Genomic DNA, 19138 nt, shown 5'->3' with positions numbered 1-19138 from the left:
ATATACGCAAGGGGCAGGGCCGGGCATCGACGTCTATTCGATGCGCCAGCCGATCGGCATCGGCGCGGGCATCACCCCGTTTAACTTCCCGGCGATGATCCCGCTCTGGATGGGCTCGCTGGCGGTCGCCTGCGGCAACGCCTTCCTCCTCAAACCCTCCGAGCGCGATCCCTCGGTGCCGGTGCGGCTGGGCGAGCTGATGCTGGAGGCGGGGTGCCCGGAGGGCATCTTCCAAGTCGTTCATGGCGACAAGGAGATGGTGGACGCGATCCTCGATCATCCCGCGATCGGCGCGGTCAGCTTCGTCGGCTCGTCGGACATCGCGCATTACGTCTATCGCCGCGGCGTCGAGGCGGGGAAGCGCGTCCAGGCGATGGGCGGCGCCAAGAACCACGGCATCGTCATGCCCGATGCCGATCTCGACCAGGTCGTCGCCGATCTGTCGGGCGCGGCCTTCGGCTCGGCCGGCGAGCGCTGCATGGCGCTGCCGGTGGTTGTCCCCGTAGGTGACGAGACCGCCGACCGCCTGCGCGAGAAATTGATCCCGGCGATCGACGCGCTGCGCGTCGGCGTCTCCACCGATGCCGAGGCGCATTACGGCCCCGTCGTCACCGCGCAGCATCGCGCCAAGATCGAGCAGTGGATCCAGACCGGGGTGGACGAGGGCGCCGAGCTGGTCGTCGACGGCCGCGGCTTCAAGCTCCAGGGACATGAGGAGGGCTTCTTCATCGGCCCTTCGCTGTTCGACCGCGTCACGCCCGAGATGAAGGCGTACCAGGAGGAGATCTTCGGTCCCGTCCTCCAGATCGTCCGCGCGAAGGACTTCGAGGAAGCGGTGCGCCTGCCCAGCGCGCACCAGTACGGCAACGGCGTCGCGATCTTCACCCGCAACGGCCACGCCGCGCGCGAGTTCGCCGCGCGCGTCAACGTCGGGATGGTCGGCATCAACGTGCCGATCCCGGTGCCGGTCGCCTATCACACCTTCGGCGGCTGGAAGCGCTCGGCCTTTGGCGACACCAACCAGCACGGCATGGAAGGCGTGAAGTTCTGGACCAAGGTGAAGACCGTCACCCAGCGCTGGCCCGACGGCTCCGCTTTGCCACGCGGCTCGGAGGACGGTGGACCTTCCCGCGTGACGGATGCGTTCGTCATTCCCACGATGGGGTGACGACGATGCGCATTTTGATCGGACTGGGCGCGCTTGCGCTTGCAGGGTGTGGTGGCACGAACACGGCTTCGGACGTGCCGAACACCATGGCGGAGGACCTCGCCCCCAACAGCGCCGCCGCGCCCGCAGATCCCACTGCGCCCGCCAGCGACGGTCATATCGGCGAGAAGCCCGCGCCGCTGCCGGCCGCCACTTCGGATGCCGAGGCGGAGCCCGAGCCGGAACCCTCGGCAACCTCTTCGCCAACCCCAAGCGCCAGCCCTGTACCTACCGAAGCCGCCGCCATCCCCCCGCGTTTCCGCGGCCGCTGGGGCCTCGTTCCCGCCGACTGCGACCCTCGGCGTGACGACAACAAGGGGCTGATGACGGTCAACGCGCGCCAGCTCCGCTTCTACGAATCGCGTGCCGTGCCCGCAAAGATCGAGCGCACCGCCCGGGACGCGGTCGCGGTCACGCTCGCTTTCAGCGGCGAAGGCCAGACCTGGACCGAGCGGACCCGGCTGACCCTGCGCCAGAACGGTCAAGTCCTCGTCCGGGCCGGCGGCGAGGGCGGTCCGCTCCGCTACACCCGCTGCGAAGGCCGTCGGTCGTGATCCTCGTCACCGGCACGACCGGCACCAATGGCGGCGAACTCGCCCGCCAGCTCAGTGCTGCGGGCGTGCCCTTCCGCGCGCTGGTCCGCGATCCGGCCCGGGCGCAAGCCGTCGCCGCGCTGCCGGGGGCGGACCTCGTCACCGGCGACCTCGATGACCCCGCCTCGCTCGCCCCCGCGCTGGATGGGGTCACGCGCGCGTTCCTCGTCACCCCATCGACCGCCGAGGCCGAGGCGCGCCAGGGCCGCTTCGTCGCCGCGGCGCGGGAGGCGGGCGTGCGCCATGTCGTAAAGCTCTCGCAGATCCATGCCGATCCCGGCTCGCCGGTGCGCTTCCTGCGCTACCATGCGGCGGTGGAACAGGCGCTTCGCGACAGCGGCATGGCCTGGACGTTCCTCCGCCCCAACCTGTTCATGCAGGCACTGCTCCAATTCGCGCCGATGATCGCGCAGGGGGCGCCCCTTGCCGCGCCTGCGGGCGAGGGCCGTGTCAGCATCGTGGATGTGCGGGACATCGCCGCCGCGGCGCATGTGGCCCTGACCGGCGACGGCCACGAGGGACAGGTCTACGAGCTCACCGGGCCGGAGGCGCTCAGCCATGCCGAGATCGCGCGCCGCATCGGTGCTGCGATCGGCCGCGAGGTGCCGTTCGTCGATGCGCCGCCCGATCAGTTCCGCGCCGCGCTTGGCCAGTTCGGCATGGACCCGTGGCAGGCCGATGGCCTGACCGAGGATTATGCCCATTACGCCCGCGACGAAGCGGCGGCGGTCACTGACGGCGTCGCCCGCGCAATCGGCCGGGCGCCCCGCGATTTCGAAACCTTCGTGCGCGAGCACGCCGCCGCCTTCCACGCTTCCGACGAGCAGCCATGACCCAGTTCGACCTTTCCGAAGAGCAGCGCGAGATCCAGGAGCTTGCGCGCCGCTTCACCGCCGACCGGATCACGCCGTTCGCGGCCGAGTGGGACGAGAAGAACCATTATCCCGTCGATGTCTGGAAGGCGGCGGGCGAGCTCGGCTTCGGCGCGATCTATGTCGGCGAGGAGTCGGGCGGGATCGGCCTCGGCCGGCTGGAGGCGGCGCTGATCATGGAGGCGATGGCCTATGGTTGCCCCGCGACCAGCGCCTACATCTCCATTCACAACATGGCGACCTGGATGATCGACCGCTTCGGCGATCAGGCGATCAAGGACCAGTTCCTGCCGTCGCTTGTCACCATGGACAAGATCGCCAGCTATTGCCTCACCGAACCGGGCTCGGGCTCGGACGCCGCCGCGCTCAAGGCGACCGCGCGCCGCGACGGCGATCATTATGTGCTGAACGGCACCAAGCAGTTCATCTCCGGCGCGGGCTACAACGACCTCTACGTCTGTATGGTCCGCACCTCCGAGGAGAAGTCGAAGGGCATCTCCTGCCTGGTGGTCGAGAAGGACACGCCCGGCCTGTCCTTCGGCGCGCCCGAGAAGAAGCTCGGCTGGAACGCCAGCCCGACCGCGCAGGTGATCTTCGAGGATTGCCGTGTGCCGGTCGAGAACCGCGTCGGCGCCGAAGGCGACGGCTTCCGCTTCGCGATGGCCGGGCTCGACGGCGGGCGACTCAACATCGGCGCCTGCTCGTTGGGCGGGGCGCAGCGCTGCCTCGACGAGGCGGTGCGCTACACCAAGGATCGCCAGCAATTCGGTCAGCCCGTCGCCGAATTCCAGAATACTCAGTTCACCCTGGCCGACATGGCGACCGATCTGGAGGCGGCGCGCGCTTTGCTCTATCTCGCCGCCGCCAAGGTGAACGCGAACGCGCCCGACAAGTCGCGCTTCTCGGCGATGGCCAAGCGGCTGGCGACGGACAATGGCAGCAGCATCGTCGACCGCGCGCTCCAGCTCCACGGCGGCTACGGCTATCTGCGCGACTATCCGATCGAGCGCTTCTGGCGTGACCTCAGGGTCCACTCGATCCTGGAGGGCACCAACCAAGTGATGCGCATGATCGTCGGCCGCGATCTGACGCGGCAGTGAGTTTCCTATATGCCGCGTCAGTGAGAGAAGATCGTAACGGTACCGTAACGACCGTCTTTCTTCTCTCCCATGCGCGCGAGGTTCGGGAATTTTGGCAATGACCAGTGAAGTTCTGACGCTCGTCGAAGGCCCGGTCGGCCGCATCCGGCTCAACCGGCCCAAGGCGCTCCACGCGCTCACCACCGCGATGTGCCAAAGCGTGCTCGACGCGCTGGAGGCGTGGCGCACCGACGATGCGGTGCGCTGCATCCTGATCGACCATGCCGAAGGGCGGGGCTTCTGCTCGGGCGGCGACATCCGCATGCTCGCCGACTCGGGCGCGAAGGACGGCGCCGAGGCGCGCGCCTTCTTCCGCACCGAATACCGGATGAACCACCGGCTGTTCACCTACGCCAAGGACAGCGTCGCGTTCATGGACGGAATCACCATGGGCGGCGGCGTCGGCATCAGCCAGCCGTGCAAGTTCCGCGTGGCAACCGAGAACACGAAGCTGGCCATGCCGGAAACCGGCATCGGCCTGTTCCCCGATGTCGGCGGCGGCTGGTACCTGTCGCGCCTGCCGGGGCGGATCGGCCAGTATCTCGCGCTGACCGGGCATCGCCTCGACGGTGCCGAGTGCCACGCGCTCGGCCTCGCCACTCATTATCTGGCGAGCGACACGGTTGAGGAGGCCAAGCGCCGCATCGGCGAGGCGCCCGAGGACATCGCGGCGGTGCTCGACGCGCTCTCGGCCAAGCCGGGCGAAGCGAAGCTGCTCGCTCACCGCGACGCGATCGACCGGCTGTTCGCCTCCGACCGGCTGGAGGAGGTGTTCGCCGCCCTCGAAGCCGACAGCGGCGACTTCGCCCGAGACACGCTGGCGACGCTCCGCACCAAATCCCCGCAGACGATGAAGGTCAGCCTCAAGCTGCTGCTCGACGGAGCCACCATGGCGACCTTCGAGGACGAGATGCGCCAGGAATATGCGGTCGGCAGCCGCGTCGTGCAGCGCCACGATTTCCTCGAAGGCGTGCGCGCGGTGATCGTCGATAAGGACAATTCGCCGCGCTGGAATCCCGCAACGCCCGAGGCGGTCAGCGACCACGTGATCGACCAGATCTTCGCGCCGCTGCCCGAGGCGGAGGCGTGGACGCCCAACGACTAGGAGAACACGAATGGCCGACTACGAAACCATTCTCGTCGAACGGCGCGGCGCCGTCACCTTGGTGACGCTCAACCGCCCGCAGGCGCTCAACGCGCTCAACAGCCAGGTCCTCGCCGACCTGCTTGACGCTTTCGCCAAGTTCGACGCCGACGCATCGCAGGGCTGCGCCGTCCTCACCGGCAGCGAGAAGGCCTTCGCCGCCGGCGCCGACATCAAGGAAATGAGCGCGCAGGGCTTCGCCGACATGTACGGCGGCAATTTCTTTGGCGGCTATGAGCGGCTGACCCAGACCCGCAAGCCGGTGATCGCCGCGGTTGCGGGCTATGCGCTCGGCGGCGGCTGCGAACTCGCCATGATGTGCGACTTCATCCTCGCCGCGGACACCGCCAAGTTCGGTCAGCCCGAGATCAAGCTCGCCGTCTCGCCCGGTATGGGCGGCTCGCAGCGGCTGACCCGCGCGGTGGGCAAGGCCAAGGCGATGGAAATGTGCCTCACCGGCCGGATGATGGACGCCGCCGAGGCCGAGCGCGCCGGCCTGGTCAGCCGCATCGTTCCCGCCGCCGATCTGGTCGAGGATGCGGTGAAGACCGCCGCCACCATCGCCGGCATGGCGCCGCTGGCGGTGCTCGCCAACAAGGAGATGGTTAACGCCGCCTTCGAGACCGGCCTCGCCCAGGGCGTTCAGTTCGAGCGGCGGCTGTTCCACGGCCTGTTCGGCACCGCCGACCAGAAGGAAGGCATGGCCGCCTTCGTCGAAAAGCGCGCGGGCCATTGGACGGGCAAGTAACGAACTAAGCCCCTTCCCTTGAGGGGAGGGGTTGGGGGTGGGGCAGGTGCCTCGCTGAAACCAGCGCTCGCGGACACCCCCACTCCACCCCCTCCCCTGAAGGGGAAGGGCTATGAGAAAGGAGAGATCAATGGCACGCGTCGCCTTCATCGGGCTCGGCAACATGGGCGGCGGGATGGCCGCGAACCTGGCGAAGGCGGGGAATGACGTTCGTGCCTTCGATCTCAGCGAGGCGGCGCTCGCCGCGGCCAAGACCGCCGGCTGCCTGCCGGTCGCGGACGCCGCCGCAGCGGTCGATGGCGCGGAGGCGATCGTCACGATGCTGCCCGCGGGCCGCCATGTCGAGCAGGTCTATGTTGACGCGGTCTTCCCCACCGCCTCGCCCTCGGCGGTGCTGATCGACTGTTCCACCATCGACGTCGCTACCGCGCGCGCGCTGGCCGAGCAGGCCGCAGCCAAGGGGCTGTTGGCGGTGGACGCGCCGGTCTCGGGGGGAATCGCCGCCGCGGCGGGCGGGACTCTCACCTTCATGGTCGGCGGTTCCGACCAGGCGTTCGACCGGGCGCGCGCCTTTCTGGAGGCGATGGGCAAGGCGGTGATCCACGCCGGCGCCAGCGGCGCAGGACAAGTCGCCAAGATGTGCAACAACATGATCCTCGCCGCGACGATGACCGTCACCTGCGAGGCGTTCGCCATGGCCGAGAAGCTGGGGCTCGACCCGCAGGTGTTCTACGACATCTCCTCCAAGGCCACCGGTCAGAGCTGGTCGATGACCAGCTATTGCCCCGTCCCCGGCGTCGGCCCCGAAAGCCCCGCCGACCGCGACTATCAGGGCGGGTTCGCCGCCGCGCTGATGCTCAAGGACCTGCGCCTCGCCATGGCCGCGGCCGAACAGGCGGGCGCCAGCGTGCCGACCGGCCGCCGCGCGGCGGAGCTCTACGAGGCGTTCGTGGAGAGCGGGAAGGGCGGGGACGACTTCTCGGGCATCATCCGCGCGCTGAAGGCCGGCGAGCTGGGGTGATCAGTCCAGGAACGGCGCGGCGATCTCTGGGCGCACCCGCAGCAGCCGGCCGGTGGCACGGTCGAGCAGCGCCCAGGTGGTGACGCCCTCAACCAACACCCGGCCACCTTCGCCGACGAAGCGGAAATACCGGTCGAATCGCGCGCCACGCGGCGGCTCGGGCACCCAGGTCTCCCCGGTCACCGTGCCGCCCTCCGCCAGATTGCCGCGATAGTCGATGGCGTGCCGCGTCACCACCCACACGAAGGCGGCGCGATGGTCCGTAGGCGCCACCGCCTCCCAATGCGCCACCGCCAATTCCTGTACCCAGCGCACCCACACCGCATTGTTGACGTGACCCAGCTCGTCGATATCGGCCGGCGCGGCGGTGAAGGGGCGGGTGAAGCTCACCCCTCCACGCCCAGCTGCCACAGCACGAAGGCGTGTTCCTCCGCCGCCTCGCGCAGGCTCTCGAACCGGCCGGACTTGCCGCCATGGCCCGCCCCCATGTTGGTCTTGAGCAGCAGCACGTTGTTATTGGTCTTGGTTGCGCGCAGCTTGGCTGCCCATTTCGCCGGCTCCCAATAGGTCACCCGCGGATCGTTGAGCCCGCCCGAGATGAACAGCGGCGGGTAATCCTGCGCTCGCACGTTGTCGTAGGGAGAATAGCTGCGGATCAGCTGGAACGCCGCGGGATCGGTGATCGGATTGCCCCATTCGGGCCATTCGCCCGGCGTCAGCGGCAGCGTTTCGTCCAGCATCGTGTTGAGCACGTCGACGAAGGGCACATCGGCGATCACCGCCCCCCACAATTCGGGATCAGAATTGACCACCGCGCCCATCAGTTCGCCGCCCGCGGAGCGCCCGGCGATCGCGATCCGGCCCTCGCTGGTCCAGCCGTCCGTAACTAAGGCGCGGGCGACATCGACGAAGTCGGTGAAGGTGTTGGTGCGCTTGGCGAGCTTGCCGTCGTGATACCATTGCTGGCCCAAGTCGTCGCCGCCGCGGATATGCGCGATCGCATAGGCGAAGCCGCGGTCGAGCAGCGACAATCGCCCGGTCGAGAAGCCCGGCGGAATGGCATGGCCATAGGCGCCATAGGCATAGAGGAACAAAGGCCGCGACCCGTCGCGCGGGAAGCCCTCCGGATAGACGATCGAGACGGGCACCTGTGTGCCGTCCCGCGCGGCGATGTGCAGCCGCTCGGTGCGGTAGCGCGTGGCCTCGTAGCCGGACGGAATCTCCTGCACCTTGCGCGCCACCAAGGTTCGCGCGGCGGTGTCGTAGTCGTAGACCGTGCTCGGGGTGACCATCGACTCATAGCCGACGCGCAGCACGGTCATGTCGTATTCGGGATTGTCGCCCAGCCCCGCCGCATAGCTCGCCTCGGGAAAGGCGATCGGCTCGCCAGACGTGGGCGTATCGTAGCGATGGACGGCGATCTGATCGAGGCCGTCGAGCCGGCCCTCCACCACGAAGAAGTCGCGATAGCATTCGACGCCCGTCATGTAGAAATGCGGGTCGGGTGCGATCAGCTCGCGCCAGTCCCCCGGCGCCGCGAGGTCCGCGACGCACAGCCGCCACATCGGATCGATGTCGTTGGTGTGGATGAACAGGGTGTCGCCATGAGTGTCGACATCGTACTCGCGGCCTTCCTGCCGGGCTGCAACCAGGATCGGCGCGGCGAGCGGATCGCTGGCGGGGAGGAGGCGCACCTCGCTGGTGACATGGTCCCCGGTGGCGATCACGATCCAGCGGCGATCGCTCGTCTCCGACACCGCGACACGATAGCCCTCGTCCGCCTCGCGGTAGAGTTCCACGTCCTCCGCCGGATCGATGCCGAGCCGGTGGAGCCGGGCATTGTCCGTCCGCCATTCCTTGTTGGCGAGACCGTAGAGGAATCCCGTATCGTCCGCGGTCCAGACGATGTCGGAGAGCATGCCGGGGATCGTGTCCGGCAGCAGGTCTCCGGTGGCCAGGTCCTTCACCCGGATGGTGAAGCGTTCGGAGCCGTTGTCGTCGGTGGCGTAGGCGAGCTTCATTCCGTCGTTCGAAACGGCGAAGGCGCCAAGACGGAAGTACTCATGCCCCTCGGCGAGCGCGACCTCGTCGAGGATCAGCTCGTCCGGCCCGCCGGCGACCGGCCGGCGCCACCATTTGCGATATTCGCCACCGGTCTCGAAGGCGGTCCAGTATAGCCAATCGCCGTCCTTCTGCGGCACGGAGGCATCGTCCTCCTTGATCCGCGCCTTCATCTCTTCGTACAGTCGGTCGACCAAAGGCCGGTGCGGCGCCATCTGCGCCTCGAAATAGGCGTTCTCCGCTTCGAGATAGCCGAGGACCTCGGGGTCGGTGACCTCGGGATAATTCGGATCCTTGAGCCAGGCCCAGGGGTCCTCGATGGTGACGCCGTGGCGGGTGAAGCTGTGCGGGCGCTGCTGCGCGATAGGAGGCTGCATGCCCGCCTCCTATCGCTACGCCCCCTGCATGCCCAGCGCCTGCTTGAGCGGCCCCAGCCATGGATTGAACGGCTTGTGGCGGCCGATCCCTTCCGCGTTGATCGGGCGGCGCACCTGCTCGCTGCTCGCGCTCTGCGCCGGGGTGGTGTTGGCATGCGGTGAGAGGCAGGCGGGATCGAATGGCACGCCGACATAGTCGAGCAGCCGGCGCACCTCCGCTTCCGGGTCGGCGACCAGCGCCTCGTGCATCACCCGGTGGACGCGGCCCGGCCAGGCGGCATCCACCGCCGCCATCAGCGTCTGATAGTGGCGGATGTAGTGGCCGATCGAGGCCAACCCATAAGCGAACTCGTTTCCCCGCCCGAAGCGCTGCGTCCAGTTGGAGAAGCCGCAGTCGAGCGGGTCGCGGCGTGCGTCGATGATCCGCGCGTCGGGGAAGGCGGCGGCGATCAGCGGCAGATGCTGCCAGTTGGCGGGTGCCTTGTCGACGAACAGCCCGCTGCTCTTCCGGTGCGCGCGCGCCTGGTCGAGATAGCGCGCGCGAACCTTGGCGAGCACGTCGGGCGAGAGCTTCGCGAGCGACTGGGGGTAGTTGCCCGCGCGCGCGATGTCGTTGGCGATCGCGCGCAGGTACGGCAGCTCCTCGGTCGCTTCGATCCCGGGGTGCGCGGCGAGCACCTGCTCGACCAGGGTCGAACCGGAGCGCGGCATGCCCAGCACGAAGATCGGCGTGTCGGCGCCGGCGGGCTGCATCTCGGGCGGGTTGGCGGTGGCGCGGACCAGCGCCTCACTGCGCGCGACATGGCCGGTGAGCGCGGCGGCGTCATAGGGCTCGGCGCCGCGCTGGAAGGCGTTGGCGATGGCATATTGGGCGAAGGCGTCGCGGTGCCGCCCGGCGCCTTCGAGTGCGCCGCCCAGGGCAAAGTGCAGCGCGGTGCGCTCGCGCGCGGGCAGGTCATCGGCGACCAGCGCGTCCTGCATCGCGGCAATGTCGTCCTCGCCGAGGCGCACCGACTTCATGTCGGCAAGCGACAGCCAGGCGCGGCCGGACCGCGGCGCCGCCTCGACCGCGCGGCGGTAGGCGTCCGCCGCCTCTCCGCCGCGGCCGGCGGCGCGCAGCGCGTTGGCCTGATCGACCAGCAGGTCCGCCGAGCGGGGTCGCTCCGCCACCAAAGTGTCGTAGAGCGCCAGCGCCTCGTCGGTCCGCCGCATCCGCTTGAGCGTCGCCGCCTTGACCGCGCGATATTCGAAAGTCGCCGGGTCGACCGCGATCAGCCGGTCCAGCTCGGCCAGCGCCGCGGCGAACTGCCCGTGGTTGAGCAGGGCATCAACCAGCAGCCGGCGCGCGTCGATATAGTCGGGCGCGATCTCCAGCGCGCGGCGCAGGAAGGTCGTTGCCTCCTGCGACTGGCCCGCCTGGAGCGCGGCGCTGGCGATCAGCCGCAGCGCCACCGGATCCTCGGGATGCTCCTCCACGAAGGCGCGTAGCTCCGCCGCCGCCGCCTCGGGCCGCCGCGCCTCGATCGCGGCCTGCGCGCGCCTGAGCACGGGGTGGTCCAATTCGGCGCGCGCCACGAACTCGGCCGCCCGCGCCGCCGCATCGGGATCGCCCAGCGCGCTTAGATGCCCGTGCAGCAGGCGCATCGCGTCGGCCCGGCCCGGGCGCACACCCAGCACCTGGCAGAGCAGGGGCACGGCCATGCGCGCGATCGTGTCGGGGTGTGTCGCCTTGGCAAAGGCGGTGTCCACCTCCGCCTGGGTGCGCAGGCGGACGGGCGCGGGACGAGGATCGGTCATGAAGCCCTCAATCTGGAGAAAGCGCAGGGGTTTCGGCCAAGCGGGGGCGCGGCGCAAGCCGGGTCGCGCGGGGCGGTGCTTTCTGGCAATCAGCCCCGATCCCCAGCCAGGAAATGTCCATGTCCACTCATGCCGCCCGCCTCGCCGCCCTCCGCGATCAGCTTTCCCGCGATCGGCTCGACGGCTTCGTCGTGCCGCTGACCGACGAGCATATGAGTGAATATGTCGGCGCCTATGCGCAGCGGCTGGCGTGGTTGACGGGCTTCCAGGGATCGGCGGGTACCGCGGTGGTGCTGCCCGCCGAGGCGGCAATTTTCACCGACGGGCGCTACACGATTCAGGTCCGCCAGCAGGTCTCGGCCCATGACTGGCAGTTTGTCGGCGTGCCCGAGACGACCGTTTCCGGCTGGCTGGCCGAGCACGCAGGGGAGGGTGCGCGGATCGGCTACGATCCCTGGCTGCACACCGCCGCCTGGGTGGCCGAGGCGGGGGCGGCGCTGGCCGCGCGCCGCGCGACTTTGGTGCCGGTGGACACCAACCCGGTCGACGCGGTCTGGCCCGACCGGCCGGCGCCTTCCGACGCCAAGCTGACCGTGCAAGACACGGCGCATGCCGGCCGCAACGCCGCCGACAAGCGCGCCGAGATCGCCGACTGGCTCGCCGCCGAGCAGGCCGATGCGCTGGTGCTGACCGCGCTTGACTCGATCGCCTGGCTGCTCAACATCCGCGGCGGCGATGTCGCGCACACCCCGGTGGCGCTCGCCTACGCCATCGTTGCGGCGGATGGCACCGCGGACCTGTTCGTCGCATCCGACAAGCTCACCGATGCGGTCCGCCAGCACCTGGGCAATGCCGTGCGGCTGCACGACCGTGCCGCCTTCGCCGAGGCGCTCGGCGGCTATGCCGGCAAGCGGGTCGCGCTCGACCCGGCCTTCTCGGTCGCCGCGATCGGCCAGGCGTTGGCGGCGGGCGGGGCGGAGCTGGTGCTGCGCCGCGACCCGGTGCTGCTCGCCAAGGCGTGCAAGACCCCCGCGGAGATCGCCGGCCACCGCGCCGCCAGCGTCCGCGACGGCGCCGCGCTGTCGCGCTTCCTGCACTGGATCGCGACCGAAGGGCCCAAGGGCACGCAGACCGAACTGTCCGCTGCAGCGAAGCTGGAGTCCTTTCGGCGCGAGTCGGGCGTGCTGCTCGATCTGTCGTTCGACACGATCTCTGCGACCGGCCCGAACGGCGCGTTGCCGCATTACCATGTCACGCCGGAGGGCGACACGCGGATTGAGCTTGGGCAGCTCTACTTGGTCGATTCGGGCGGCCAATATGCCGACGGCACCACCGACGTGACCCGCGTGGTGCCGATCGGCGCGCCGACCCCCGAGATGCGCGATCGCTTCACCCGCGTGCTCAAGGGGCATATCGCGCTTGCCACCGCGGTGTTTCCGCAGGGCACCACCGGCGCGCAACTGGATGCATTCGCGCGCCGTCCGCTCTGGGAGGTCGGGCTCGATTTCGCGCACGGCACGGGCCATGGCGTCGGCGCCTATCTATCGGTGCACGAGGGGCCGGCGCGGATCGCCAAGCCCTCCTATCCTGGCGGCGGCCCGCAGGAGCCGCTGCGCGCGGGCATGATCCTTTCCAACGAGCCCGGCTATTACAAGGCGGGCGAGTACGGCATCCGTATCGAGAACCTGTTGCTGGTGGTCGAACGCGAGATACCCGGCGGCGATATGCCGGTGCTGGCGTTCGAGACGCTCACCTTTTCGCCGATCGATCGCGATCTGATCGATCCGGCCCTATTGACGGACGACGAGCTTTCGTGGCTCAATGCATATCATGCCAGGGTGACCGAGAAGATCGGCGCCGAACTCGGAGGAGAGGACAAGGCATGGTTGTCTGCAAGATGCTCGCCCGTCGTGCGTTGATCATGGTCGGCGCGGTTGGGGTACTCGGAGTAACGCTCGCAGCCGCTCATGAGGCGGCCGGCGCGGCGGTCAGCGTGGGGTCGTACGCGCTGGTTCGTTGACCGGCGGCGCTTCGTCTTCCGCGGCGCGGGACGATTCGTCCTCCGCTGCGCGTGCCTGGGCCTTGCGCCGCCGCAGATTGTCCCGCAGCGCCGCGGCAAGCGCCTGCTCGCGGTCGTCCTTGCTCGCCATGGCGCGCGATTACCGCGGCACGCAATGCCTTGACAATCCCCGCGCCCTCGTCTCTTACGCGCCCTCGCCCGCCGGCCTGACGGCCACGAGGCAGTGCTGCCGTAGCTCAGTGGTAGAGCGCATCCTTGGTAAGGCTGAGGTCGTGAGTTCAATCCTCACCGGCAGCACCATTTTCCGCCCCTAGCGGCGGCCCCTCACTCCGCCATCGCCTCGGCGGCGAGCGTCTCGGCTTCAATCAGCAGCGCGTCATCGGCGGTGCCGGTCGCCACCTTCTCCCGGCCGATCAGCGTCAGCACCGGCACCGCCAGCGGCGACACGCGCGGCAGGTCGACGTGGAGCATTGTCTCGGCGGCGCGGTCGAGCAGGTTGGCGAGGCGGCCCACGTCGGTCATCCGCGCGCGCGCGTCGTCCCAGGCGGCCTGGAGCAGCACGTGGCCGGGCTCGTACTTCCGCAGCACGTCATAGATCAGGTCGGTGGAGAAGGTGACCTGCTTGCCGGTCTTGCGCTTGCCGGGATGCTGGCGTTCGACCAGCCCGCCGATCACCGCCACCTCGCGGAAGGCACGCTTGAGCAGGTGCGAGGATTGCACCCAGTCGACGAACTCATGCTCCAGGATGTCGGCGGAGAAGAGCGATGCAGGATCGGTGACTTGCTCCAGCGCATAGGCAGCAATGGCGTAGTCGTTGGCGACGAATCCCAGCGGCTTCAACCCCTGCGTCTCCATTCGCCGCGTCACCAGCATGCCCAGCGACTGGTGCGCGTTCCAGCCTTCGAAACTGTAGGCGACCATATAGTGGCGGCCCTCGCGCGGGAAGGTCTCCACCAGGAGCTGATCGGGCCGGGGCAGCATCGATCGGCGCGCCTGCACCTCCAGCCATTCGTGGACGTCGTCGGGGAAGCGGGCCCATTCCGCCGGGGTAGAGAGGAAGCCGCGCACCCGGTCGGCCAGGTTGGTGGAAAGCGGCATGCGGCTGCCGCCGTAAGTGGGGATGCGCGCGGGACGGCTGGTCGCGCGGACGATCAGGTCCTCGGTGTCGATCGTCTCGACCTCCAGGCTGAGGCCGGCGAAGAAGAAGGTGTCGCCGTGGGAGAGGGTGGCGGCGAAGCCTTCCTCGACCTTGCCGAGGTGGCGGCCATTCTTGAACCGGACGTTGAGCATCGTCGCCTCGACGATGATGCCGGCGTTGAGTCGATGCTGGGTGACGAAGCGGGGATGCGAGACGCGCCAGAGGCCATCGCCATCCTGGGTCAGCCGCTTGAACCGGTCATAGGCGCGCAAGCTGTAGCCGCCGTCGCGAATGAAGCTCAGCACCTGGGCGAACAGCTCGGCGGTCAGCGCCGAATAGGGGAGGGCGCCGCGCACCTCGTCCAGCATCGCCGCTTCCTGGAACGGCGCGGCGCAGGCGCAGGCCATCAGGTGCTGCGCCAGCACGTCGAGCGTGCCGGGGCGGAAGGGATCGGTGTCGAGCTCGCCCGCCTCCACCGCGTCGAGCGCGGCGCGTGCCTCCAGATATTCGAAGCGGTTGCCGGGGACGAGGATCGCCTCGCTGGGCACGTCGAGCCGGTGGTTGGAGCGCCCGATCCGCTGGAGCAGCCGCGACGAGCCCTTGGGCGCGCCCATCTGGATCACACAGTCGACGTCACCCCAGTCTACCCCCAGGTCGAGGCTGGCGGTGGCGACCAGGGCGCGGAGCCGACCGTCCGCCATCGCCGCCTCCACCTTGCGGCGCGCCTCCAGCGCCAGGCTGCCGTGATGAACGCCGATCGGCAGCTTCATTTCATTGGCCTTCCACAGGTCCTGGAAGATCAGTTCGGCAAGACTGCGTGTGTTGCAGAAGACGATGGTCGTCCGGTGCGTCTCGATCTCCGCCATCACCTGGGTGGCGGCGTAGCGGCCGGAATGACCCGCCCAGGGCACGCGGTCCTCGGGCAGCAGGATGGCGATATCGGGATCGGCGCCGGCATCGCCCTCGACGAGGCTGACCGCGTCGATGTCGCCGTCAGGGGCGAGCCAGGCGCGATAGCCGTCCGGATCGGCGACGGTGGCGGAGAGCGCGACGCGGCGCAGCTGCGGGTTGATCGCCTGGAGCCGTGCCATGCACAGCGACAGGAGATCACCGCGCTTGCCGGTTGCGAAGGCGTGCACCTCGTCCACCACGATCGTGCGCAGGTTGGCGAACATCAGGAAGCTGTCCGGGTAGCTGAGCAGCAGTGACAAGGATTCGGGGGTGGTCAGCAGGATCTGCGGCGGCTTGGCGCGCTGGCGGGCCTTGCGGTCGGACGGGGTGTCGCCGGTGCGGGTCTCGACGCGTATGTCGATGCCCATCTCGTCGATGGGGGTGACGAGGTTGCGTTGGATGTCCACCGCCAGCGCCTTGAGGGGCGAGACGTAGAGTGTGTGGAGCCCTTCGGCGGGCTGTTCGATCAGTTCGGCGAGGCTGGGGAGGAAGCCGGCGAGCGTCTTGCCCGCGCCGGTGGAGGCGACCAGCAGCGCGTGCCGCCCGGCGCGCGCCTCGGCGAGCATAGCGAGCTGGTGGCGGCGGGGGAGCCAGCCGCGGGTGGCGAACCAGGTGGTGAGGAGGGGGGGAAGGTCGGCTGTCACTCGCGCCGATATAGGCGCTCAGCCTGCCGCTTCACGGCGTGCTCGCGCGGTCCTGCGCCGATTGCTCCTTGTAGAGCTCGCGCGTCTTCTGCTCGGTATAGGCCTCGGTGCGCGGGCCGGTCTTGTTCCTGAGCTTGGCGTAGGCGATCGCGGCGGCGAGGATGATGAAGCCGCCGATCACCACGAACGCCCACAGGCCGTCTCCCATCGTGACATCCGCCATGGTCTTCTCCTTCACGCCTTCCAACGAGCGCGTGCGGCGATTCGATCCGCTCGGGCGTAATGCTCCCATGAAGCTCGGCGACTGGCTCGAACCGCATCCGCACGGCATCTACGTCCGCCCGGCCGACGCCTGGATCGATCCCTCCACCCCGCAGCCGCGCGCGCTGGTGACCCACGGCCATGCCGATCACGCCCGCGGCGGCCATGGCGCGGTTTGGGCGACGCCCGAAACGCTGGCGATCATGGACGCGCGCTACGGCGAGCAGGCGGGCCATCCGGTGCCCTATGGCGGCAGCGTGCAGATGGGCGAGGTGGAGGTCGGCTTCGTCCCCGCCGGGCACGTCCTCGGCTCCGCACAGATCGTGCTCGACCATCGCGGCGAGCGGGTGGTGGTCTCGGGAGACTACAAGCGCCGCGCCGATCCGACCTGCACGCCGTTCGAAGCGGTGCAGTGCGACGTGTTCGTGACGGAGGCGACCTTCGGCCTGCCCGTCTTCCGCCATCCCGAGACCGGCGACGAGATCGACAAATTGATCGCGCGGCTCCACGCCAACCCCGATCGGTGCGTGCTGGTCGGCGCCTATGCGCTCGGCAAGGCGCAGCGCGTGATCGCCGAACTGCGCGAGCGCGGGCATGCCGCTCCCATCTACATCCATGGTGCGCTCCAGCGCCTGTGCGACCTCTACGCCGATCATGGCGTGCGGCTCGGCGAGCTGCTGCCCGCGACCGGCGCCAGCAAGGCGGAAATGGCGGGGCATGTGGTGATGTGCCCGCCATCCGCGCTCAACGACCGCTGGGCGCGACGGCTGCCCGATCCGATCACCGCCATGGCGTCTGGCTGGATGCGGGTGCGCCAGCGCGCGCGGCAGAAACTGGTCGAGCTGCCCCTGGTCCTGTCCGACCATGCGGATTGGGACGAGCTGACCGACACGCTGACCGAGATCGCCCCGCGCGAGGTGTGGGTGACCCACGGCCGCGAGGAAGCGCTGATCCGCTGGTGCGAACTCCACCAGATGAAGGCGCGCGCGCTGGCGCTGGTGGGGTTCGAGGACGAGGACGATTGAAAGTGCTTCGATGGATCCGGATCCCTCCGTTCGCCCTGAGCGAAGTCGAAGGACAAGGGTCGCGCGCGCCCATGTGCTTCGACTTCGCTCAGCACGAACGGATCGGGGCTGGTCGGTATTGGTCTAGCGCTTCCCCGCCCGCTCCCATTTGTCCGCCACCCGGTTGCCCAGGATCATGCCGCGCTCCAGCCGGTTGCACAGCTCGCGGTAATAGTCCGTCAGAAAGCCCTCGTCGTCGCCATCGTCGGGCAGGCCGGCCTTGGCGCGGATCGCGGCAGCAACGGTGACCATGCTGTCGCGCTGGCCGGCGCGCAGCACCTCCTCCAGCTTCTGGAGCTCATATTCGCCGTAAAGGTCGAGCGCCGCGTCGGTGAAGCGGTGCTGCTGGGCGCGCGCGGCGAGGTCGGCGCCGAGCCGCCGGCGCTGGTCGCGCACCACCCAGGTGCCGGCGATGATGTCGCCCATGCGCAGCCGGTCGCGGTTGAACAGTGGGAAGAGCAGGAAGATGCCGCTCCACCCCAAAGCGAACACCGCCAGGAAGGCGTCCGCTGAATTCTCCGCCGCCTGCGCGCCCAGGAAGGAGAGCGGCAGGAACACCTCCACCTCGCGCATCGCATTGCGCGCCACCACCGCGCTGCCGGTGAGGCGCGCGCCGTCGCGCGCGATCACGCGGAGGCCCATCGCGCGCTTGCCGGGCGTGGCGCCGCGCGCGCCCTGCTCGAACAGGATGAACCAGCCGTTGCGCAGCGCAAAGGCGCCGAGCAGCCACAGGATGGTCAGCGCTGTCGATCCCGTGCCCGGCCCGGCGGCAAAGGCGATCAGCAGGGTGGTCGCGACCAGCAGGACCATCATCAGGATGAGATCGAGCACGAAGGCGCCCGCACGCGCACCGGCGCTGCCCAGTTCCAGCTGGAGGTCGACGCCCTCGGGTGTAATGAAGCGCCGCTTCAGGTTGCGGGGCGGCTTAGCGCGGGCCATCTCGCCTCCGCGGCAGGTAGAAATAGAGCAGCCAGCCGGCCAGCATCGCCGCGCCGATGCCGGCCCGTGCGAGATCGCTATCCACTGTCTGGCGACCGATCCCCTCCAGCAATCCGGCGACCGCGAGCATGATCACCGTGCCCACCATCACCGTGGCGCCGCTGCGCCCCGCCAGGATCGCGGCATCGCTGCGCGCGAGCCGGCTGGGAAAGGCGAGCGCGAGGCCGAGCCGGAACCCCGCCGCCCCCGCTAGCACGATGGCGAACAACTCGGTGGTGCCATGGATCGCCAGCCAGGCGGCGAACTCCAGCCCCACGCCCTTGTCCGCAAACACCGCCATCATCGCGCCGAGCGAGACGCCGTTATACGCGATCAGCAGCGCGGTGGGCGCGCCAAAGGCGAGGCCAAGCGCGAACGAGAAGATCGCGATCTGCGCATTATGCGTGAACAGGAAGGTGGCGAAGGTGGCGAGCGCACTCTCGCGGCCGCTGCCGTGCAGCGTCTCGCGCAGCGCCTCCGCCGTCGCGCTGGGATCGCGCCCGCCCGCCATGCCCTGGGGCACGATGCCGTAGAACCAGGACGGATCGGACTGGACCAGCAGGAAGCCCGCCAGCGCCGCGGCTATCGTCAGCAGCAGCGAGCCGAGCGTCTCGCGCCACACCCCGCGTACCGCCGCGGGCCAATCGTGGGTGAAGAAATGGCGGACCTGCGTACCGGCCGAGCTGGGCGGGCCGTAGAGCTGGAAGTAGGTGCGGGTGCACAGCTGTTCGAGATAGCCGACCAGCGCGCGATCGAGCGAGGTCGCGCGCGCCGAGGCAAGCGAGGACAAAGCCGACCGGTAGAGCAGGGGCAAGGCGAACAGGTCGTCGTCGGCAAGCGCGCGCACCGACTTCTTCTCGACGCGGGTGATCAGCGCCTCCAGCCGCTCCCAGTCCGCCTCGTGCGCGGCGCGGAAGCGCGAGGCATTGACGCGCAGGTCCCCGCTCACAGCAGGTTCCGCCGCTTGAGGTCGACATAGGCCTCGACCAGCCGCTCGCCGACCTTGTCGTGCGCGGCCTCCACCACATGGACGCCGAGGTGGCGCAGCCGGGTGAGCACCAGCAGCCGATCGCGCAGCAGCCCCGCCGCGGTGACCGCGCGGGTGATGTCGGCCGGCTCGGCG

At 69.2% G+C, this 19138-nt stretch carries 17 protein-coding genes, 1 tRNA gene and 1 pseudogene; 10 read left to right on the top strand and 9 right to left on the bottom strand.

What is annotated here, in order from left to right:
* From mmsA to mmsB, 7 genes are all read left to right on the top strand, one after another.
* On the top strand, positions 1–1168 hold a 1168-nt coding region (gene mmsA / locus ACFDTH_RS12985; protein WP_375287959.1), incomplete at its 5' end, for a CoA-acylating methylmalonate-semialdehyde dehydrogenase.
* Between the two features lie 5 nt (positions 1169–1173).
* Positions 1174–1761, top strand: a complete 588-nt coding sequence (locus ACFDTH_RS12980; protein ID WP_375287958.1) for a hypothetical protein — start codon at positions 1174–1176, stop codon at positions 1759–1761.
* On the top strand, positions 1758–2633 hold the full coding sequence (locus ACFDTH_RS12975) for an SDR family oxidoreductase (protein ID WP_375287957.1): 876 nt from the start codon (positions 1758–1760) through the stop codon (positions 2631–2633). The genes ACFDTH_RS12980 and ACFDTH_RS12975 overlap by 4 nt, the downstream gene beginning before the upstream one ends.
* On the top strand, positions 2630–3772 hold the full coding sequence (locus ACFDTH_RS12970) for an acyl-CoA dehydrogenase family protein (protein ID WP_375287956.1): 1143 nt from the start codon (positions 2630–2632) through the stop codon (positions 3770–3772). Before ACFDTH_RS12975 ends, ACFDTH_RS12970 begins: the two co-directional genes overlap by 4 nt.
* A 97-nt stretch (positions 3773–3869) precedes the next feature.
* Positions 3870–4916 carry an enoyl-CoA hydratase/isomerase family protein gene (locus ACFDTH_RS12965; RefSeq protein WP_375287955.1) on the top strand — a complete coding sequence of 349 codons (1047 nt, stop codon included), beginning with the start codon at positions 3870–3872 and terminating at the stop codon, positions 4914–4916.
* A gap of 10 nt (positions 4917–4926) precedes the next feature.
* Positions 4927–5703, top strand: coding sequence for an enoyl-CoA hydratase (locus ACFDTH_RS12960; RefSeq protein ID WP_375287954.1), 777 nt, complete (start codon positions 4927–4929; stop codon positions 5701–5703).
* A gap of 130 nt (positions 5704–5833) precedes the next feature.
* Positions 5834–6724 (top strand): 3-hydroxyisobutyrate dehydrogenase, encoded by an 891-nt coding sequence (gene mmsB, locus ACFDTH_RS12955; RefSeq protein WP_375287953.1) that lies wholly within the window; start codon positions 5834–5836, stop codon positions 6722–6724.
* Here the strand turns inward: mmsB and ACFDTH_RS12950 are convergent, their stop codons facing one another.
* Genes ACFDTH_RS12950 through ACFDTH_RS12940 form a run of 3 tightly spaced genes read right to left on the bottom strand, consistent with a single transcriptional unit; the run spans position 6725 to position 10959 of the window.
* A complete protein-coding gene (locus ACFDTH_RS12950) occupies positions 6725–7114 on the bottom strand; it encodes an acyl-CoA thioesterase (RefSeq protein WP_375287952.1) in 390 nt (129 codons plus the stop codon). It abuts the gene before it with no gap.
* Positions 7111–9162 (bottom strand): S9 family peptidase, encoded by a 2052-nt coding sequence (locus tag ACFDTH_RS12945; protein WP_375287951.1) that lies wholly within the window; start codon positions 9160–9162, stop codon positions 7111–7113. The genes ACFDTH_RS12950 and ACFDTH_RS12945 overlap by 4 nt, the downstream gene beginning before the upstream one ends.
* Before the next feature lie 15 nt (positions 9163–9177).
* Positions 9178–10959 carry a sulfotransferase gene (locus ACFDTH_RS12940; RefSeq protein WP_375287950.1) on the bottom strand — a complete coding sequence of 594 codons (1782 nt, stop codon included), beginning with the start codon at positions 10957–10959 and terminating at the stop codon, positions 9178–9180.
* Positions 10960–11078: 119 nt separating this feature from the next.
* On the opposite strand from ACFDTH_RS12940, the gene ACFDTH_RS12935 reads away from it, so the two are divergent.
* The gene (locus tag ACFDTH_RS12935) at positions 11079–12878 is read left to right on the top strand and encodes an aminopeptidase P family protein (protein WP_375287949.1); all 1800 of its coding nucleotides are present in this window, start codon (positions 11079–11081) and stop codon (positions 12876–12878) included.
* A gap of 69 nt (positions 12879–12947) precedes the next feature.
* Here the strand turns inward: ACFDTH_RS12935 and ACFDTH_RS12930 are convergent, their stop codons facing one another.
* Positions 12948–13109 (bottom strand): hypothetical protein, encoded by a 162-nt coding sequence (locus ACFDTH_RS12930; RefSeq protein WP_375287948.1) that lies wholly within the window; start codon positions 13107–13109, stop codon positions 12948–12950.
* A 95-nt stretch (positions 13110–13204) separates the two neighbouring features.
* On the opposite strand from ACFDTH_RS12930, the gene ACFDTH_RS12925 reads away from it, so the two are divergent.
* Positions 13205–13279, top strand: a tRNA-Thr gene (locus ACFDTH_RS12925).
* A 24-nt stretch (positions 13280–13303) separates the two neighbouring features.
* Here the strand turns inward: ACFDTH_RS12925 and ACFDTH_RS12920 are convergent.
* Positions 13304–15712 (bottom strand): ligase-associated DNA damage response DEXH box helicase, encoded by a 2409-nt coding sequence (locus ACFDTH_RS12920; RefSeq protein WP_375287947.1) that lies wholly within the window; start codon positions 15710–15712, stop codon positions 13304–13306.
* 31 nt (positions 15713–15743) lie between these two features.
* Complete coding sequence (locus ACFDTH_RS12915) at positions 15744–15935, bottom strand: hypothetical protein (RefSeq protein ID WP_375287946.1); 192 nt, start codon at positions 15933–15935, stop codon at positions 15744–15746.
* A gap of 67 nt (positions 15936–16002) precedes the next feature.
* On the opposite strand from ACFDTH_RS12915, the gene ACFDTH_RS12910 reads away from it, so the two are divergent.
* Complete coding sequence (locus ACFDTH_RS12910; protein ID WP_375287945.1) at positions 16003–16998, top strand: ligase-associated DNA damage response exonuclease; 996 nt, start codon at positions 16003–16005, stop codon at positions 16996–16998.
* Positions 16999–17121: 123 nt separating this feature from the next.
* Here the strand turns inward: ACFDTH_RS12910 and ACFDTH_RS12905 are convergent, their stop codons facing one another.
* The 3 genes and pseudogenes from ACFDTH_RS12905 to ACFDTH_RS12895 form a co-directional block, all read right to left on the bottom strand.
* Positions 17122–17976 (bottom strand): RDD family protein, encoded by an 855-nt coding sequence (locus tag ACFDTH_RS12905; protein ID WP_375287944.1) that lies wholly within the window; start codon positions 17974–17976, stop codon positions 17122–17124.
* Positions 17963–18964 (bottom strand): stage II sporulation protein M, encoded by a 1002-nt coding sequence (locus ACFDTH_RS12900; RefSeq protein WP_375287943.1) that lies wholly within the window; start codon positions 18962–18964, stop codon positions 17963–17965. The genes ACFDTH_RS12905 and ACFDTH_RS12900 overlap by 14 nt, the downstream gene beginning before the upstream one ends.
* A pseudogene (locus ACFDTH_RS12895) lies at positions 18961–19138 on the bottom strand (DUF58 domain-containing protein); the annotation flags it as partial. The gene ACFDTH_RS12900 and the pseudogene ACFDTH_RS12895, both read right to left, overlap by 4 nt.

Source organism: Sphingomonas sp. (assembly GCF_042096255.1).
GTDB lineage: Bacteria > Pseudomonadota > Alphaproteobacteria > Sphingomonadales > Sphingomonadaceae > Sphingomonas.
Note: the sequence above shows the minus strand (reverse complement) of the source record. Positions and strands in the feature narration are given on the sequence as shown.

Bases quoted from the DNA above. Each gene is read 5' to 3' on its own strand.
- ACFDTH_RS12915 (WP_375287946.1), bottom strand. From the start codon at position 15,935: ATGGCGGATGTCACGATGGGAGACGGCCTGTGGGCGTTCGTGGTGATC.
- ACFDTH_RS12980 (WP_375287958.1), top strand. From the start codon at position 1,174: ATGCGCATTTTGATCGGACTGGGCGCGCTTGCGCTTGCAGGGTGTGGT.
- ACFDTH_RS12935 (WP_375287949.1), top strand. From the start codon at position 11,079: ATGTCCACTCATGCCGCCCGCCTCGCCGCCCTCCGCGATCAGCTTTCC.
- ACFDTH_RS12960 (WP_375287954.1), top strand. From the start codon at position 4,927: ATGGCCGACTACGAAACCATTCTCGTCGAACGGCGCGGCGCCGTCACC.
- ACFDTH_RS12970 (WP_375287956.1), top strand. From the start codon at position 2,630: ATGACCCAGTTCGACCTTTCCGAAGAGCAGCGCGAGATCCAGGAGCTT.
- ACFDTH_RS12910 (WP_375287945.1), top strand. From the start codon at position 16,003: ATGAAGCTCGGCGACTGGCTCGAACCGCATCCGCACGGCATCTACGTC.
- ACFDTH_RS12905 (WP_375287944.1), bottom strand. From the start codon at position 17,976: ATGGCCCGCGCTAAGCCGCCCCGCAACCTGAAGCGGCGCTTCATTACA.
- mmsB (WP_375287953.1), top strand. From the start codon at position 5,834: ATGGCACGCGTCGCCTTCATCGGGCTCGGCAACATGGGCGGCGGGATG.
- ACFDTH_RS12940 (WP_375287950.1), bottom strand. From the start codon at position 10,959: ATGACCGATCCTCGTCCCGCGCCCGTCCGCCTGCGCACCCAGGCGGAG.
- ACFDTH_RS12945 (WP_375287951.1), bottom strand. From the start codon at position 9,162: ATGCAGCCTCCTATCGCGCAGCAGCGCCCGCACAGCTTCACCCGCCAC.
- ACFDTH_RS12930 (WP_375287948.1), bottom strand. From the start codon at position 13,109: ATGGCGAGCAAGGACGACCGCGAGCAGGCGCTTGCCGCGGCGCTGCGG.
- ACFDTH_RS12965 (WP_375287955.1), top strand. From the start codon at position 3,870: ATGACCAGTGAAGTTCTGACGCTCGTCGAAGGCCCGGTCGGCCGCATC.